Below are 16,289 nucleotides of genomic sequence, written 5' to 3' on the forward strand. Positions count from 1 at the left end.
GTCTCAAATTGCAAGTTGAGATTAAACAGAGCCGAGAAGAATTGGAAAAAGCTGTTAAATATGCCGCAGAAGGTAGTAGCAAAGAGCGATTACAAATGCTCTACTGGCTAAAAACTGGTCAAGCTACAAGTAGGCGATCGCTGGCAGAACGTTTAGGACGTGATCAAGCAACCATAACTCGTTGGTTGAAAAAATATAAAGATGGGGAATACCGAGGTTTATTAGAGGTGAAACAAGCGCCGGGTAAAGAACCGATAGTTACTGGAGAACACTTAGAACGTTTAAAGCGAAAATTGTCCTCTCCACAAGGATTTCATATCTATAGTCAGATTCAGCAATGGTTAATGGGCGAATTAGGACTGAATATTGCTTATAAAACGGTATACCAACTAGTACGGTACAAACTTGGTGCCAAACTCAAAGTTCCTCGTCCCAAAAGTACCAAACAGCATCCAGAGAGTCTATCTCACTTTAAAAAAAACTCCCTCTAGCGCTCAAATTTTTACAAGATGAATTTGGGTCAGGCCATAGGCTGTCCAGAAAATATTATCCCCATCTTTCAACCACCTCACTCTCCACAACTGAACCCAATTGAGAGGTTTTGGGAGTTACTCAAAAGCAAACTTCAAGCTTGAAAATTGCAAAACCCTTACTCAACTACGTCAAAAGCTAGCTTCTGTCCTAGAAACAATTACACCAGAATACATTGCTTCCCTTACTTCTTACGACTTTATTCTCGAAGCTTTATTGAGCGCAGCTTCATAAAGAATTGGTATTAGAAAATAAAGATTAAAGCTATTAGTAAAAATTTTATTACCTACCAAGATAAACTTGAGATCCTAATAACCTCTAGCTAGAAGTGTCGGTAAAACAATAATTTTAGTCAACTTCAGATAACTTTCACTTTGAGCCACAGAATTTATTCTGAGGAAGACGTGTATGCAATGCCAAAATTATGCAAGAGGTCTACCGCAGAAATATTTTGTGTTAGGATTTAAATACTTCCCTACTTTTGACTTTAATTATTACAGTTGAAAAACGCTACGATTTACTGCAAAACTTTACCCAGTGAAATTATCTAACTGAAAAATTATTTATGAATGTTAGTACAGAACGGACACTTATTCACCAGAAAATATATGCGAAAGAATTACGTTCTCTGATACCACCTGAAGCATTTATTCTCGATCCAAGTAAGTTAATTATATTGTTCATTAATCTGGCAATTTTGATATTAGGCTGGATGATAGCAGCTCGGCTAGATTGTTGGTCGCCACATCTTTTATGGCTTTATCTACCTTTAAGCATCATTATGGGCAATAGCGTTCTTGTCTTACTATTGAGTTCTCATGAGATGATACATGGTAGCGTAATTAAAAACGCCCGGTTAACTTATATCATTAGCTTTTTAGGGCTAACAATTGGGTGGATGCCACCAACGTTGTGGAAAGCAGTTCATAATCGAGTACATCATAATCACACTAATGATTTAGGCGACCCAGATCGTAATTACTTGTATGAACAATCTTCAACCTGGGGAAAATGGATTCAGAACTTATTTGTGCCTTCTACTGAAGTCAATCCTATATGGTTCATTGTGGGATTGACTTCAGCTTGGGGAGTACATACTTTTCGCAATCTGACATCCGTGCTATTTTTCAATCATGAATCCGTCGATTATGTTCCTGCTGCATTTACAGTCAGTCCTAAAGATCGTCGAGCGATCGCAGGGGAATTATTGATGATGATCGTGATTCATCTGAGTATCCTCATCTATCTCCAATTTGACCCCATAAAGCTCATACTTGGTTACTTTTTGCCGATTGCAATTGGTTATGCTGGAGTAATTTTTTATATTTATACAAATCATTTGCTTTGTCCGATGACCAACGTTAATGACCCACTAATTAATAGTATGTCTCTCCGGGTTTACAAAATATTTGATCTGTTGCATTTAAATTTTTCTCATCACACTGAACATCATATTTTCCCAGGAATGAACTCTGACTATTATGTTATAGTTAGGGATTTACTAGAAACTCACCATTCTAAAAACTTTAATTTATTGGATGCTGGAGAAGCTTGGCATTTGCTGCTGAAAACTCCCCGGCATTATAGAGATGAAAATACTCTTACAGATTGGTCAGGAGAAAAGTCTGTCCCCTGCCCTACAAGCGACAATTAAAAAGGTTTCTTGCGAAAATATTTTGAGTTCATAACTTTTAAATTGGACTACTACTCCCCTACATCAACAAAGATGTGGGGAATATTTTTTGTAAAGTTGCACTTGTAGTTGTCTATGAAACACTTATTTTATGAGGTATTCTCACCTCAAATACCATCGCTTCTGATGCTGCCATCAGGCATAATGGTTTCATTAAAAGTAGCTCCCTTGCAGCTATGAATACTAAAATAACTGGCTCCTCTCAAATCGGCATGGCTGAGGTTGGCATCGTCAAAAGATGTTTCCGTTAAAATAGCTCTTCTCAAGTTGGCATGACTGAGATTAGCATCAAAGAAACCAGTTTGACCGCAAACAACTCCACTCAAGTCAGCCCCCTCCAAATTAGCTCCACCCAAACCGGCTTCACCGAGATGCGCTCCCCTCAAGTTGGCATAGCTCAAGTCGGCATAACTAAGATTAGTCCAATCCAGACTAGCGTTACTGAGATCGGCTTCCCTGAAAATAGCCCTGCTAAGATTCACGTCCAGCAAGCGAACTCTTGACAGCTTAACTCCAGTAAAATCTCTCCCCAGCAGCATATCGCTGCAACAACTCTTCGGCATTCACACTTCAACCCCTTCATTCCCTTTGAAATTACTTCTCTTTATCCTTATCTAATGCTTCCTGGATTGCACGACGACAAAATTCTGGAGGATCATCCTTGGTGGATAGTTCTTCCTTCATAGTCTTGGTAATGCGTAGGTTAATCCTTTCTGTTAATGATTCTTCTCTATTTGATTTAATTGGTTGTAAATTTTGTGGATTCCCTTTAGGATTAGGCATTATTGAGAAATATAAATAAGGCTTGATTTACTTGGTGCCAAAACAATAAATTGTTTTTTGATGGTTGCGACAACTTGCCGGAAGTACAACCACCAATATCCAATATCAAAAATGGACACTACTATTTTATGTTCACGCGTTCCGAACTTGAAATCAAAACTATTAGGGAATTACGCGACTTGTGTCGTAGATACGGTGTAAAACCAACTGGGAATGCAGGATACAAAACCTCGTATATCGTAACTCTGATGGCATTTCCACTTTTAGCGCTGCAACAAATGAAGCAAGGTAAAGGGTTAAAATTCCCTAACTTTAACGCTATCCAGATAATCAGTTCTGCTATAGAAGAGATGAATTCACCCACAGATGAGCAAGCAGCACTAATTCGGATAACTTTAGAGGGCAGGAAAATGAGCTATCTTGACCGATACGACCAAGAAAAGCTGCTAAATTTGCACAAGGCTAAGATGTCCCTTGAACAAGCTATTGAATTGTTGAGCCAGTAAAACTAATCCTATTACTCTATCCCCTGCATCGACAAAGATATAGGGGATAATTTTTAAAGTATTAAAATGAATAAGGTGTGACTTATTGGCATGAAAATATATTGAGCATGGTAATAAAGTATAAAAATATATTCATATTTATTTAAGTATTGCTCAATGAATATTGAGCATATATCGAGCATTTTGACAACAATCAACACTGTAACTATTCAATTTAGGTATTTATATGTTTCTGGTAACTGGTGCAACGGGAGGAATTGGCCGCAGAGTTGTGCGACTCCTACGACAACGAGAACAGTCTGTACGGGCATTTGTCCGCCTTAATTCGCGCTATAGCGAGTTAGAACATCGGGGTGCAGAAATCTTCATTGGTGACTTGCTAGAGGAAAAAGATATCCAGAAAGCTAGTCAGGATGTACGGTATATTATCAGCGCCCACGGTTCTGATAGCGATGCCCTATCTTTAGATTACCGCGCCAATATTGAACTCATCGACCAAGCAAAAGCCAATGGCGTAGAGCATTTTGTCTTCATTTCTGTTCTGGGAGCCGATCGCGGTTATGAAGATGCTCCTGTTTTCAAAGCCAAACGAGCAGTAGAACGATATTTGGCAGCTAGTGGCTTAAATTACACTATTTTACGCCCAGCTGGATTAGCATCTAACTTGCTGCCACTGGTAGAACGATTTCGGGAAACGGGATTGTATTTGCTGGTTGGCGATCGCAAAAACCGTACCTCAATTGTCAGTACTGATGATTTGGCAAGGATAGTCGTGGATTCTGTGACGCTTGAAGGCGCTCGTAACCAGATTTTACCCGTTGGCGGGCCGGAGATTTTATTACGAGAAGATATTCCCCGGATTTTTGGTCGGATTTTTGCCAAAGAACCAGTAATAATTAACTCACCCCTATTTTTGATTGATGGGTTACAGAGTGCATTGGGTTTATTTAATCCTAAAACCCAAAAAGCTTTGGGAACTTATCGTACATTGCTAGCCAATGAATTTTTCTGCACAAAAGATGAAATTGCCAATTTAGAAGCAATTTATAACTTCCAGTTGGAAACATTAGACAGTTTTTTGCGGCGCTATTTAGCAGTTTGAATAGTCATTTGTCATTAGTCATTGGTCATTAGTGAATAACCAAGCACAAATGACAAATGACAAATGACAAAGGACAAAGGACAAAAATATATGGTAAATGCTGCTCAAGCACGTCAAACAAAAGAGCGATTCGCCCAACCAGAGGAACAACTTACTTATGAATTAGGGAAAGCCGTACAGGAATTGCCACCCCTGTACACTAGATTATTAGCGGGAACGATGAGCGCCATTGTATTTGGAGCGATCGCTTGGGCGTACTTCTCGCAAATAGATGAAGTCGCAACAGCACCGGGGGAATTAATTGCTTCTACACAGGTAAGACCGGTGACATCTTTGGGTGGAGGGTCAATTGTCGCTGTTAAAGTGCAAGAAGGCGATCGCGTTACTAAAGGTCAAGTTCTGATTCAAAAAGATCCAGACTTGCAAGTAACCGATGTTTCCCGCCTAGCTAAATCTAGCAGATTGATTCAAGACGATTTACAACGTTTGGATGCAGAACGCACTGGAAGCAAAACTGCTGGGACGAAACTGCAAGATGAACTTTTAAGTTCCCGCCTGCAAGACTTCCAAGCGCGTCAAGCAGCAGCAGAAGCAGAAGCAAATCGCCAAATAGCACTCATCGATCAAGCTAAAGTCCGCTTGAGCAGGTTGCAAGATAACTTAGTGAATGCTAAAAGCAGCTTTGCGAATGCTCAAACCAACCTTGTCAATGCAGATAGCATCCGAATTAAAATTGAAAGTAATTTAGCCCTTGCTCAAGAAAGGGAAAAAAGCCTACGTACTCTAATTACTCCTGGCGCTGTGCCTCGTGTCGATTACCTGGATGCCCAAGAAAGATTAACTCGTGCAAAGACAGAAATCACTAGATCGCAAGATGAAGTGATCAACGCCCAGAATAGAATCACAGAGGCTCAAGATAAAGTCACATCATTAGAAAAAGATATTGCTGCTCAAGTCCAGGAAATTCGCCAAGCAGAACAAGCTTACAACGCTGCACGCAGTCAGGCCCAGCGTGTAGCATCAGAACGCCAAAGCGAAATTTTGACGCAGTTTAATAAACGTAAAGAAGAACTGACAACTGTACAAGGTCAATTAGAGCAGGCAAGGAAGCAACAAGCTTTAGAAACGATTGAGGCTCCCGTAGCCGGTACAATCTATAAAGTCAAAGCCACCAAGGGCCCAGTACAATCGGGTGAAGAATTACTGTCAATTTTGCCGGAAGGCGAAGAAATGCTTCTAGAGGTGAAAGTTCTCAACCGTGATATTGGGTTTATTCGTCAAGGAATGAAGGCAAAAGTGAAAATGGCGACTTTTCCCTTCCAAGAATTTGGCATTGTGGATGGCGAAGTTATGCAAGTCAGTCCAAATGCAATTGCTGATAAAGAATTGGGTTTAGTTTTTCCGACGAGAATTAAGCTAAATAAACACGCGGTAAATGTTCGAGGTCAAGAAGTAGAATTTACACCAGGGATGGCTGCTACAGGTGAAATTGTCACTCGTAAAAAGTCAATTTTGACCTTTATTACTGAGCCTGTGACGCGGCGATTCAGCGAGGCATTTTCTGTGAGGTAGGAAAGTCTGTTAGATTAGCAAAAAGTAAGGGTTTAGCATTGTTCAGTGGTGTCAACTTAAGCTCAAACTCCTTTTCAAACCTCGTTTCCAGCCAGAGGCTGGAAATGCTGCTCATTGCGGCTCTGCCGCAAGTCTTGAGGCGGAGCCTCAACGACGAACATCCCCAGTCGGAGACTGGGAACGAGACAACCGAGACAATATCTAAAAGCTTGTTCTCGACTGGCTTTCACGTTAAGTTGACACCAATGCAACCCATACATTTATTCACTAATGATGAGCAGGTTAATTCTCTTAACCGAGAAGTATTGAACTCAACTACAAATCGCTATAATTTTCAAGCTATACCCAAAAATTTTCTATACTGATCTATTTGTTTTTGCATTCCCTCTAGTAGTTTGACAAAATCTGGATTATTCTCATCCTGATTGCTATTTACATTGATGCTGTCAAGAATATTCTCATAATTTTGAAATTGCGACCATAATTCTGGATTTGTTGATATGTTATTACCTTCGGCTGATATCAGATATTTTGTAGTTTCTGTAATTGCCTGACCAATTACAGGGTTAAAATCAGAATTATTCCAACTAGCGATATTTTCTGGTGTTAAATATCTTGTAGTTTCTGTAATTCCCTGACCGATTAGAGAGCCAAAATTGGAATTATTAAAACTAGCGATATTTTCTGGGGTTAGATATCTTGTAGTTTCTGTAATTCCCTGACCGATTAGAGAGCCAAAATTAGAACTATTAAAACTAGAGTTTGTCGTTTGCGTGTTATTTCCTGCGGTTTCTGCAATTACCTGACTCGCTAGAGAACTGACATGAAAAATGTTAAAACTAGAGCTTGTAGTTTGTGTGTTATTTCCTGCGGTTTCTGCAATTACTTGACTTGCTAGAGAACTAACATGAGAAATGTTAAAACTAGAGCTTGTAGTTTGCGTACTATTTCCTGCGGTTTCTGTGACAATCTGACGTACTTGGGCATCAGTCAGGTTGGGGTTAGCACTAAGCATCAGGGCAACGATACCAGCAACGTGGGGAGCAGCCATAGATGTGCCGCTATAAGTTGCATACTGATTATTCGGAACTGATGAATAAATCTTGACTCCGGGAGCTGTGACGTAAGCGATTGGATTTGTTCCAGAGCGGTTAGAGAAGTCGGCCAAATTGTTATTTTTATCTACTGCCCCAACGGCAATTCCTGACTTGGATGCATAGCGGGCTGGATATTCTGGTGATGAGCCACCATCATTACCTGCTGCCATAACGACAATCACTCCTTTACTGCTGGCGTAGTTAATGGCTGACTCTAAAGTATGATTGGAAGATGAGCCTCCTAAACTAAGGTTAATCACATTAGCTCCATTATCTACAGCGTAGCGAATACCTTTAGATATGGAACTATAGGAACCAGAGCCAGAGCTATCTAAAGCTTTGACAGGCATAATCTTGGCATCGTAGGCAATACCAGTGACACCGTAGTTATTATTTTCTCCTGCGATCGTGCCGGAAACATGAGTACCATGACCGTTGTCATCTAGGGTGTTGTTGTTTTGATCGGCAAAGTTCCAGCCGTAAGTATCATCAACATAGCCATTGCCATCATCATCTATACCGTTACCTGCAATTTCCTTGGTATTCGTCCAGATATTATTTTTTAAATCTTCGTGGTTGTAGTCAACTCCAGTATCTACAACAGCGACAACAACGCCTTTACCCGTATATCCATGTGCCCAAACTTCTGGTGCTTTAACCAGGTCTGCTCCCCAATTATTGCCACCGAGATCGGGAACATCAGCAAAGGTATTTTGACCAATAGCTCTAGCCACTGCTGCTGCTCCATTAATCAAGCCATAGCCATTAGTGGAGTTATAATTTTGAGTGTTAAAAGCATTATTAGTAGCGTTATTGCTATTTTTAGATTCATCGTTATTTCGCAACTGCACATCAGCATCGGCTGAGTTATAGCTACTACGTCTGCTGAAGTTGAGGCTGTATTTATCTTTTGTATTAAAGCTATCTAATGAAGAGATTGAAGTGGTATTTAGCTGTTTTTTTGACAATATATTGTTATTAACATCATCAATGTGCATAAATTTTTCTCAAAGATAGCAACCGTTTTTTGACAGCTTGAAGCATTGAAACCTTGACAATCAAAAATTTCAATGAATGAATCAAACTTCATTCTCAATAATTACTATGGAATTTAATAACAAAATGCTAATTTTATTACCAAAAAACATTATGAAAATTACGGTTTTTATTAAGAGTAACTTTCTTGAGTAAATCTTAAATATTTGAGGTGTATTAATGGAGACTAATGCAAAAATTGCAACGTGGCTTTCTCGACTCTTTTTGTTACTATTAGAGGATGTCTTAAAACTTTTTTTGTTGTATTTGAGACTTCTATATCCCCTAAATACCCCGATAAATTGGAGGGATTTGAGATAAATTTCGCCCTTTTTAAGGGGGACTAGGGGGAATCGAGCGAAATGTTTAATACTTCTCAGACATCCTTTTAGAACTGCTGCGATCGCTAGCGATAAAAATATTTATATTATCCCTCTTCTGTCACTTTCCGGGTATTTTAAATAAAAGGATGAACATAAAAAACCCTGAAAGGTAAGTAGGGCAATGGATGTAGAATTACAAATCCTCAAACATTTACGTCGAGATGCTCACCCAACCACTCTTACTATTTTGGTTGATTTATCCCTGGCTAGATATTTTTCCAAATTCCAAGTTATTGCTGGGATTCAATCATTTAATTGCTGCAATGAATCAATTTAAACCCTGTTATGCTTCTGGATAATTTCACTTATTTACTACTTGCTTAATTTGGAGAGTGACAGAAGAGGGATAATTGCACTTTTTTGTGTGGATATCAGTGCGATCGCAAAAAGAAATCCCCTCTGCTTTTGCCATAGTAAAGTGATTACAACGCAGAGGGGGTTTCATTTTGATTAATATTTCTGTAGAGGCAGGTTTTAAGAATAATTCTGGCAAAAAAGTCGTTTATTTGATTTAAAACCCACCAAAACCTATGTTGTATTGATTTTTAGCTGTGTAGTCAGTTGGGCTATTTCCAATCGGGAATTTCAGCGTCTTCACCACCAATCCCGATTCCAGTGTTAAATATTTCTGCATCAGTAAGATTTAGATCGTTCATTGATGCTTGATACACATTAGAATCGTGAATCGTAGCCCGAGTAAAATTTACTCCGTTGAGATTAACTTGCTTTAAATTCACATTGGTTACATAAGCAGATGTTAGGTTAGCACCTGCTAAATTTGCACCAGTTAAGTCAGCACCTTCAAGGTTAGCTCCTACAAGGTTAGCTCCTTGGAGCTTCGAGCCTCTCAAGTCAGCACCGATTAAATGAGCGCCACTGAGGTTAGCTCCTGATAGTTGGCACCCAACACATTCCCCAGTTGAAAGCAGCTTTTGTAAATCTTGTGGATTCTCGGCTCTAACCGAGCTAGCGAAAAATAGGGGTGTTGCTAAGGCCATGGCCGCTAATAGCTGGAGTTTCATAAATTTTCCCCCTTAATAATCAAGTTTGCGTCCGTTCTGTCCCTCACAACTCTATTATCTCACTAAACTTCGTGAGGTCAATGTCTCTTGTGACAATCTATCTCCTGACAAGTTTGTTGCGATCTGAAACCCAGATAAAAGTGATGTCAAAAATGCCATTAATTCTGAATTTTTGGCAATTTTTACCAAATAATTCCTCAAAAACGCCCTCTCTTAAATTACTATTAAATCTTGAAAAATTAAAAGCTGGCGCTATCCCTATAGCTAATTTTATGAGTATTTATACTTTATTTATCAATTGATAGTTTAGCTTAAGTCCTCAGAAATTCTCGCATATACTGATTAACCAATTTTGGCTGTTCTTGCTGCACCCAATGGCCACAATTAGGAATGTACTTGATTTGAAAATCCCTGACATAAGCTGCGGTATCGTAGGTTAGTTCCTTGCCAAGTGCAGGGTCATTTTCTCCCCATATCATCAGTGTTGGCACTTCCAGAATGTCCCAATTTGGATTTCCCATTCTCTGTTGAAAAATATTGCGGTAGTAGTTCAACATTGCTGTGAGGGCACCGCGTTTTGCAGCAGCATTTTTATAAGCGTCAATATCCGCTTTACTGAAAGCACTCTTGTTAACTGCCATACTTTTAAAAGTTATTTCAATAGCTTGGTAGTCTGAAGATTGTAAAAGTAATTCTGGTATCCACGGTAGTTGAAAGAAAAATACGTAGTTGCTACGTAGCAACTGTTGGGGAGTGCGTAACCCTTGGGCAAATTTGGCAGGATGAGGCAGATTAAGAATAATTAATTGTTCTAACATTTCGGGGTGAGTGTATGCGAAATTCCAAGCGATCGCACCACCCCAATCATGTCCAACTAATACACATTTTTGGTATCCTAATACTCTAATTACTCCCTCAATATCTTTGATAAACTCATCCATGACATAAGCGGATTGCTCATTTGGTTTATCACTATCATTGTAACCACGCAAGTCAAGGGCGACGACTTTAAAGTTTTGGGCAAATTCTGGTATTTGATGCCGCCAAGAGTACCAAAACTCAGGAAAGCCATGCAACATCAACATTAAAGGGCCTTCACCTTGGGTAACGTAGTGTAGTTTTATCCCATTGGTAGTTATATATTCGTGTTTCCAAGAACTTTCTATGAAAGACATAATTAATCCAAATTTAGCATTAAAAAATACTAAGTACTAATACTGTACTTAATAAATGTAATATTATTTGGAGTAGCCTCACATCTATTAAAAGACAGTATTACAATAGTGATTTTTTGCCAAAATATTAGACAATTTGCCTTACGGTAGATGTAAATCGTGGGTAAATTTTGGTAAAATTATAGATATAATAATTCTTTCCAACTACTCATGACACAACAGTTGACAAACCATCCTTCATTGTGGGTTGAGCGACTGGGACGATTTGGCTATATTTCTAAGGGAGTAGTTTACGGTATAGTTGGACTACTGGCAGCACAGACAGCTTTTGGCAGGGGTGGTAAAACAACTGATACGCAAGGCGCTCTCCAAACAATCGTCAACCAGCCATTTGGTCAATTTTTGCTGACTCTAGTTGCAATTGGCTTGATTGGATACGTAATCTGGCGTTTTGTACAGGCAATTAAAGACCCAGAAAATAAAGGTAATGATGCTAAAGGTTTAGCAGTACGAATTGGTTACGCAGTTAATGGCTTGATTTATGCAAGTTTAGCCTTAAGTGCTGTGCAAATCGTTATCGGTACAGGCAGTAGTAAAAATAGTAGTGATTCTACTGAAGATTCCACAGCACGTTTGCTTTCTCAACCCTTTGGTGAATGGTTAGTTGGAACTGTGGGGGTGTTTGTAATTGCTCTAGGTTTCTATCAGTTTTATCAAGCTTTTAGTGGCAAATTTCGTAAAGAACTCAATCTAACTGAATTAAGCAACACACAAGCCCAATGGGTAATGAGGATTTCCAGATTTGGTTTAGCGGCACGGGGCATTGTATTTTGCATTATTGGTTGGTTTTTAATTGAAGCTGCAAGGCAATCGGACGCCGCTACCGCAGAAGGTTTGGATGAAGTATTACAGACGCTAGCACAACAGCCTAACGGAGCATGGCTTTTGGGTATTGTGGCACTAGGTTTAGTTGCCTATGGGATTTACACAATAATACAAGCGCGGTATCGTCGACTAGTCAGTGTTTAGATGGTGCAGTGCCGAGAATTTCAATTTATAGAAATGGCAATAATAGAAACCCGTGGTATCTGGTTGACCACTACTGATAGTAAGGTTCTCAGGTCAAAGGAACGCATTGCTGAGGCGATGGATTTTATAGCCGAGACAGGATTTAATGTGGTCTTTCCCGTTGTTTGGAACAAGGCAGTAACTCTGTATCCCAGTCAAACAATGCAGCAGACCTTTGGAGTCGAAATTGACCCGATGTCTGTAGGCCGCGACCCTTTAGAAGAGGTGATAATTGAGGCGCGGCGAGTCGGGTTGAAAGTCATTCCTTGGTTTGAATACGGTTTTGCCAGTTCCTACAATTTGAATGGTGGTGTACTTTTACAAAAAAAACCGGAATGGGCTGCGCGCGATTATAAGGGTAACTTACTGAAGAAAAACGGCTTTGAGTGGTTGAATGCACTCTATCCACAGGTGCAGGAATTCTTCTTAAACTTAGTGCTGGAAGTTGCGAATAATTATGATGTGGATGGTATTCAAGGAGACGATCGCTTCCCTGCATTACCCTCTGAAGGTGGCTATGATCAGGTAACTGTCAACCGTTATCGCCAGGAATTCGATCGCTATCCGCCACAGAACGCCAAAGATAGGCAATGGTTACAGTGGCGTGCAGATATTCTCACTGAGTTTTTGGCACGTCTCTATCGGGAGGTGAAAGCGGTGAATCCTAATTTATTAGTAGCGATCGCACCTAATATCCATGATTGGGCATTTCAGGAATATCTGCAAGACTCACCCACATGGCTGAAACGGGGAATAGTTGATATGATTCAGCCGCAGATTTATCGCCGTGACTTTAGGAGTTATTGTGCGATCGCTGATAAACTAGTAAACCAGCAGTTTACAGATACAACACTGCCCAAGTTAGCACCAGGAATATTGATGAAGCTTGGCTCTTACTGTATTAGTCCAGAATATCTGGTGCAGGCAATTGAATACAATCGTCAACTTGGCATTCAAGGAGAGGTATTCTTTTTTTACGAAGGTTTGCGCAAGAATAACAATGCCCTTGCTAAAGTTTTGCGAAATGGGCCTTATGCTAAGTCTGCATCATTTCCTACTCTGTCAGATTTGAATGCAGGTGGTGTGAGTCCCAAGACGACATCTTCTATTTGGTCGGGAGTGGAAAATTTGTTAAAAAAGATTATTTAAGGGAAAAGGGGCGTGGAATATAAATTGCCAGTGGAAAAGGTAATTAATACTTTAAAAGAAGATTTACCGACACTTTTTGAAAAAGATATTTTTTATGACATCTATACACAGGATATCTATTTTAAAGACCCCGTGAATACATTCAAATACAAATTTAACTATCGCATTATATTTTGGACTTTACGATTTCACGCGCGGCTATTTTTTACTCAGATTTACTTTGATGTGCATGAAGTTTATCAGTCAGCCGAAGACACGATTTTAGCAAAGTGGACGGTGCGGGGAGTGTTGCGCGTTCCCTGGAAAGCAAGATTGCTTTTTAATGGCTATTCAACGTATAAACTTAATCAAGATAATTTGATATACGAGCATATCGATACCTGGGATAGAAAGCCAGGAGAGATTTTACAACAGTTTTGGCAAAGACAAGGAGACAGCTAGTTAGCTATTATATAATCGACACCATATCAAATTGCTACGGTATGCTTTAGTCATTCGCTCACAAGGTACTGTTATCGATAAATTTCAGCATAAGCCTTATGAGCTTTCTTATCACTAGCCTCTCACTTTTAAAACATCCTCTAAGATGCAGTCAGAAATGAATTAATTTTTCGTAACTATTACGAACCTTGTAAAATGTCATTAATTGAACTTATACTCTGTTTTATTAAGTCTGTCATAGAAGTTCTTACTAATTCCAAATTTACTGTTGAAAAATTGAGTAGCCCCCAAGAATATAATAGGCTTGAAATACCAATAAATAAAGCTAATATTCTCCCAAAACAACCAGGATTTATTTCAATAAAAGCTAATTTAGATTGACCTATTACAGCAATCGCTATAAAAATAATTCCTACTATTAAAAAAGTGCTGTTTGGAGTGAAATCTGTCATTTTTCGATTAAAATATCTCAGCACTTTTATTGTAACTATTATTAGTCAAGATTTCTGCTTCTGCTATATGCAAAAACATAAATGGCTATTGCAGTATTGGTATTGGCACTTATAGTGTGCTATAATACTATAAAGATATATATATTTTGATTTCAAAACTTATTGAGCAATAAATAGAGTTGATTGTCTCAATTGTGTATCAATTTTTCTATCTTACTCAGATATTCAAGGAAAAACCTAGATTCTGCAAGAAGCGAACTAACTGATGTGTCTCTAGCAGAAATTTAAATATCGTGAAGTTGCAGTTTATTTAAACTCAATTTTGCTCTTGACGATTTTGCTGAAACTATGCAGTGGTAAAACTTTCAGCATCAAAAAACCAAAATATTATAACTCCTGTACTAGCGTTGATTTAGTTTATATATTAAACTACTTTAAGACGATAGGAATAGTGGGTTTTTATGGAAAGCGTCCAAAGCGTTAATCAAGAGTTAAATGGAACCAGAGACACAGCACTAGAGCAATTACAAAAGTCTACTCCAGCAGAGTTCAAAAAAGACATTTTCAAAAAACTCAGAGGTGGATTTTTTCTGGTAGTAGGATATTTACTATCACCATTATGTTGGTGGAATGACTTACTATTCAATCTGCCAATAGCTTATGCTTTTGGGTATGTATGTAGTTTTCTTTCCCCAAAATTGCTTCTACCTTGTTCAATTATCGGATACTGGCTCTCTAACATTGTGGGAATTCTCTTGATGCAATTCGGTTCTAAAGACATTTTTCAAAAAGAACCTCAAGAACATAACCTCAAAAAAGAATTGCTTACAGGTTTAATTTCTTCAACACTTTATACCCTGTTGATTATACTATTGCTCCAGTTGAAGATTCTTGATTCTCCAATTTTATTCTCCAACAGTTAATTTATTTTATTACCTTTATAAAAAGGAATTGATAGTATGGGCGCACTTCTACACGTCCATACTATATCTATAGCAATTCGATTTGCTTTCTGAATTTCTTTGACAACTTGTTGGTCTCTTAGAATCTTACTATTAGATAACTTCCCTATCTCCAAATTTAATATTTTGATTTACGAAGATTAATACTGATTTAATCAAAAAGGTAAGTCAGGCATTTGATGTTTTTGAGTCTCAGGAAGGAGAGTAAATCAGCAAATAAAAAGATCAATTTTCAATCAAATTTTAAAAATTCACTTAAATTCAACAATTTTGGAGCCTCCTTACTTACAATTAATGGCAGCTTCCCATTCCATTTTTCTATTGCTTGCCTTTGCAGAATTTCTGGAGTTAAACCATCACGTAATAATCTGTGCATCTCAGCTTCTCCTTTGGCTAAATTAACTTTTGCTTCAGCCTCTTTTGTTGCTTTCAGTGCTATGAACTCTGCTCGTTTTGCTTCTTGTTCAGCAATCTGCTTTGCCTCTACTGCCTCACCAAACCGTTCAGAAAAATGGACATGAACTAGAGAAATATCATCAACTGCAACGTGATAGCTACCCAGTCGTGTGGACAATGCATTATCTACTCCACTTTTGATTTCTCCTCGTTTAGTAATAATTTCTTCGGCAGTATATTTTGCTATTACTGCTTTTATCACTTCTTCAACAGCTGGGTTAATAATCCGAATAACTACATTTTGTTCATTTCCAATTTCTTGAAAAATGGCATTTGCTTCCTGGGGAATAATATGCCAATTGAGAGCTATATCAGCGAAAACATTTTGTAAATCTTTGGAAGAAGCCTCAGTGGAAATTTCCTGTTTTTGGACTCTAATACTCAACTTTGTCACAGTATTGACTATAGGAATAATTAAGTGAAGTCCTTCTCCTAATATCTGGTTTTGTACTTCACCAAATTTCATTAATACACCACGTTCTCCTGCATTTACAATCACACAAGGTGTCAGGAATAGAGTTATCAGGAACAAAAGAGCGGTCAGTTTACCGGCACTGTTGAAAGTTGGAAATTTTATCATCTGTGTGAACCATGTATGCATCTTGTATAGAGACACATATTTTAGGAGCTATGGGCTTCTTTCCGTCATGATTTTAGCTCGACTTTATCCAAAAAAATTAACATATCCCAGACAACATGAGTGTATCTATCATAAAAGCCCCAGGCGGGATGAGCTTGGGGCTTTTGTTTGAATTATGCAACCTGGCATCGAGCTATTTTTGCGTAGGGCGACCCCTAAACTATCGTTGCCGCAGCAGCGTTTCACCTCTGAGTTCGAGAAGGGTTCAGTGTGGTTCCACCG

The 16,289-nt window shown here is 38.7% G+C and carries 17 protein-coding genes; 10 read left to right on the forward strand and 7 right to left on the reverse strand.

The genetic code is table 11. The annotated features are described in order from the left end of the window. The 3 genes from RMY32_RS19165 to RMY32_RS19175 form a co-directional block, all read left to right on the forward strand. A partial coding sequence (locus tag RMY32_RS19165) for a helix-turn-helix domain-containing protein (protein WP_322709995.1) occupies window positions 1-491 on the forward strand: 491 nt, incomplete at its 5' end. Between the two features lie 18 nt (window positions 492-509). Continuing rightward, on the forward strand, window positions 510-635 hold the full coding sequence (locus RMY32_RS19170; RefSeq protein ID WP_409883439.1) for a transposase: 126 nt from the start codon (window positions 510-512) through the stop codon (window positions 633-635). Window positions 636-1,096: 461 nt separating this feature from the next. After that, complete coding sequence (locus RMY32_RS19175) at window positions 1,097-2,185, forward strand: fatty acid desaturase family protein (protein ID WP_322709996.1); 1,089 nt, start codon at window positions 1,097-1,099, stop codon at window positions 2,183-2,185. A gap of 146 nt (window positions 2,186-2,331) precedes the next feature. On the opposite strand, the gene RMY32_RS19180 is transcribed toward RMY32_RS19175, so the two are convergent. Both RMY32_RS19180 and RMY32_RS19185 read right to left on the reverse strand, forming a co-directional pair. Then, on the reverse strand, window positions 2,332-2,787 hold the full coding sequence (locus RMY32_RS19180; RefSeq protein WP_322709997.1) for a pentapeptide repeat-containing protein: 456 nt from the start codon (window positions 2,785-2,787) through the stop codon (window positions 2,332-2,334). A gap of 31 nt (window positions 2,788-2,818) precedes the next feature. Further along, window positions 2,819-3,007: a hypothetical protein gene (locus RMY32_RS19185; RefSeq protein ID WP_094341361.1), complete on the reverse strand. Its 189-nt coding sequence runs from the start codon at window positions 3,005-3,007 to the stop codon at window positions 2,819-2,821. Window positions 3,008-3,135: 128 nt separating this feature from the next. Here RMY32_RS19185 and RMY32_RS19190 point away from each other — a divergent pair, with 128 nt between their 5' ends. The 3 genes from RMY32_RS19190 (at window position 3,136) to RMY32_RS19200 (ending at window position 6,187) form a co-directional block, all read left to right on the forward strand. Beyond that, a complete protein-coding gene (locus RMY32_RS19190) occupies window positions 3,136-3,513 on the forward strand; it encodes a hypothetical protein (RefSeq protein WP_322709998.1) in 378 nt (125 codons plus the stop codon). A gap of 226 nt (window positions 3,514-3,739) precedes the next feature. Continuing rightward, window positions 3,740-4,615, forward strand: a complete 876-nt coding sequence (locus RMY32_RS19195) for an SDR family oxidoreductase (RefSeq protein WP_322709999.1) — start codon at window positions 3,740-3,742, stop codon at window positions 4,613-4,615. Window positions 4,616-4,678: 63 nt separating this feature from the next. Next, window positions 4,679-6,187, forward strand: coding sequence for an HlyD family efflux transporter periplasmic adaptor subunit (locus RMY32_RS19200; RefSeq protein WP_322710000.1), 1,509 nt, complete (start codon window positions 4,679-4,681; stop codon window positions 6,185-6,187). A gap of 334 nt (window positions 6,188-6,521) precedes the next feature. Here the strand turns inward: RMY32_RS19200 and RMY32_RS19205 are convergent, their stop codons facing one another. The 3 genes from RMY32_RS19205 to RMY32_RS19215 all read right to left on the reverse strand — a co-directional run bounded on the left by RMY32_RS19205 (window position 6,522) and on the right by RMY32_RS19215 (window position 10,899). Beyond that, on the reverse strand, window positions 6,522-8,282 hold the full coding sequence (locus RMY32_RS19205) for a S8 family peptidase (protein ID WP_322710002.1): 1,761 nt from the start codon (window positions 8,280-8,282) through the stop codon (window positions 6,522-6,524). A 986-nt stretch (window positions 8,283-9,268) separates the two neighbouring features. Beyond that, window positions 9,269-9,724 carry a pentapeptide repeat-containing protein gene (locus RMY32_RS19210; protein ID WP_322710004.1) on the reverse strand — a complete coding sequence of 152 codons (456 nt, stop codon included), beginning with the start codon at window positions 9,722-9,724 and terminating at the stop codon, window positions 9,269-9,271. Between the two features lie 311 nt (window positions 9,725-10,035). Then, window positions 10,036-10,899 carry an alpha/beta hydrolase gene (locus tag RMY32_RS19215; protein WP_322710006.1) on the reverse strand — a complete coding sequence of 288 codons (864 nt, stop codon included), beginning with the start codon at window positions 10,897-10,899 and terminating at the stop codon, window positions 10,036-10,038. 210 nt (window positions 10,900-11,109) lie between these two features. Between RMY32_RS19215 and RMY32_RS19220 the strand changes: the two genes are divergently transcribed. The 3 genes from RMY32_RS19220 to RMY32_RS19230 are packed head-to-tail and all read left to right on the forward strand — an operon-like array spanning window position 11,110 to window position 13,557. After that, a complete protein-coding gene (locus tag RMY32_RS19220; RefSeq protein ID WP_322710007.1) occupies window positions 11,110-11,928 on the forward strand; it encodes a DUF1206 domain-containing protein in 819 nt (272 codons plus the stop codon). A gap of 33 nt (window positions 11,929-11,961) precedes the next feature. After that, complete coding sequence (locus RMY32_RS19225; RefSeq protein ID WP_322710009.1) at window positions 11,962-13,116, forward strand: glycoside hydrolase family 10 protein; 1,155 nt, start codon at window positions 11,962-11,964, stop codon at window positions 13,114-13,116. Window positions 13,117-13,128: 12 nt separating this feature from the next. Then, window positions 13,129-13,557, forward strand: a complete 429-nt coding sequence (locus tag RMY32_RS19230; protein ID WP_322710010.1) for a DUF2358 domain-containing protein — start codon at window positions 13,129-13,131, stop codon at window positions 13,555-13,557. A 179-nt stretch (window positions 13,558-13,736) separates the two neighbouring features. On the opposite strand, the gene RMY32_RS19235 is transcribed toward RMY32_RS19230, so the two are convergent. Continuing rightward, window positions 13,737-14,009, reverse strand: a complete 273-nt coding sequence (locus RMY32_RS19235; RefSeq protein WP_322710011.1) for a hypothetical protein — start codon at window positions 14,007-14,009, stop codon at window positions 13,737-13,739. Window positions 14,010-14,470: 461 nt separating this feature from the next. Here RMY32_RS19235 and RMY32_RS19240 point away from each other — a divergent pair, with 461 nt between their 5' ends. Continuing rightward, window positions 14,471-14,932: a hypothetical protein gene (locus tag RMY32_RS19240; protein ID WP_322710012.1), complete on the forward strand. Its 462-nt coding sequence runs from the start codon at window positions 14,471-14,473 to the stop codon at window positions 14,930-14,932. 271 nt (window positions 14,933-15,203) lie between these two features. On the opposite strand, the gene RMY32_RS19245 is transcribed toward RMY32_RS19240, so the two are convergent. Continuing rightward, entirely contained in the window at window positions 15,204-16,007 is an 804-nt protein-coding gene (locus RMY32_RS19245) for a prohibitin family protein (protein ID WP_322710013.1), read from the reverse strand. Window positions 16,008-16,289 lie beyond the last annotated feature (282 nt).

This window comes from Nostoc sp. ChiSLP03a (genome assembly GCF_034531215.2).
Classification (GTDB): Bacteria; Cyanobacteriota; Cyanobacteriia; order Cyanobacteriales; family Nostocaceae; genus Nostoc.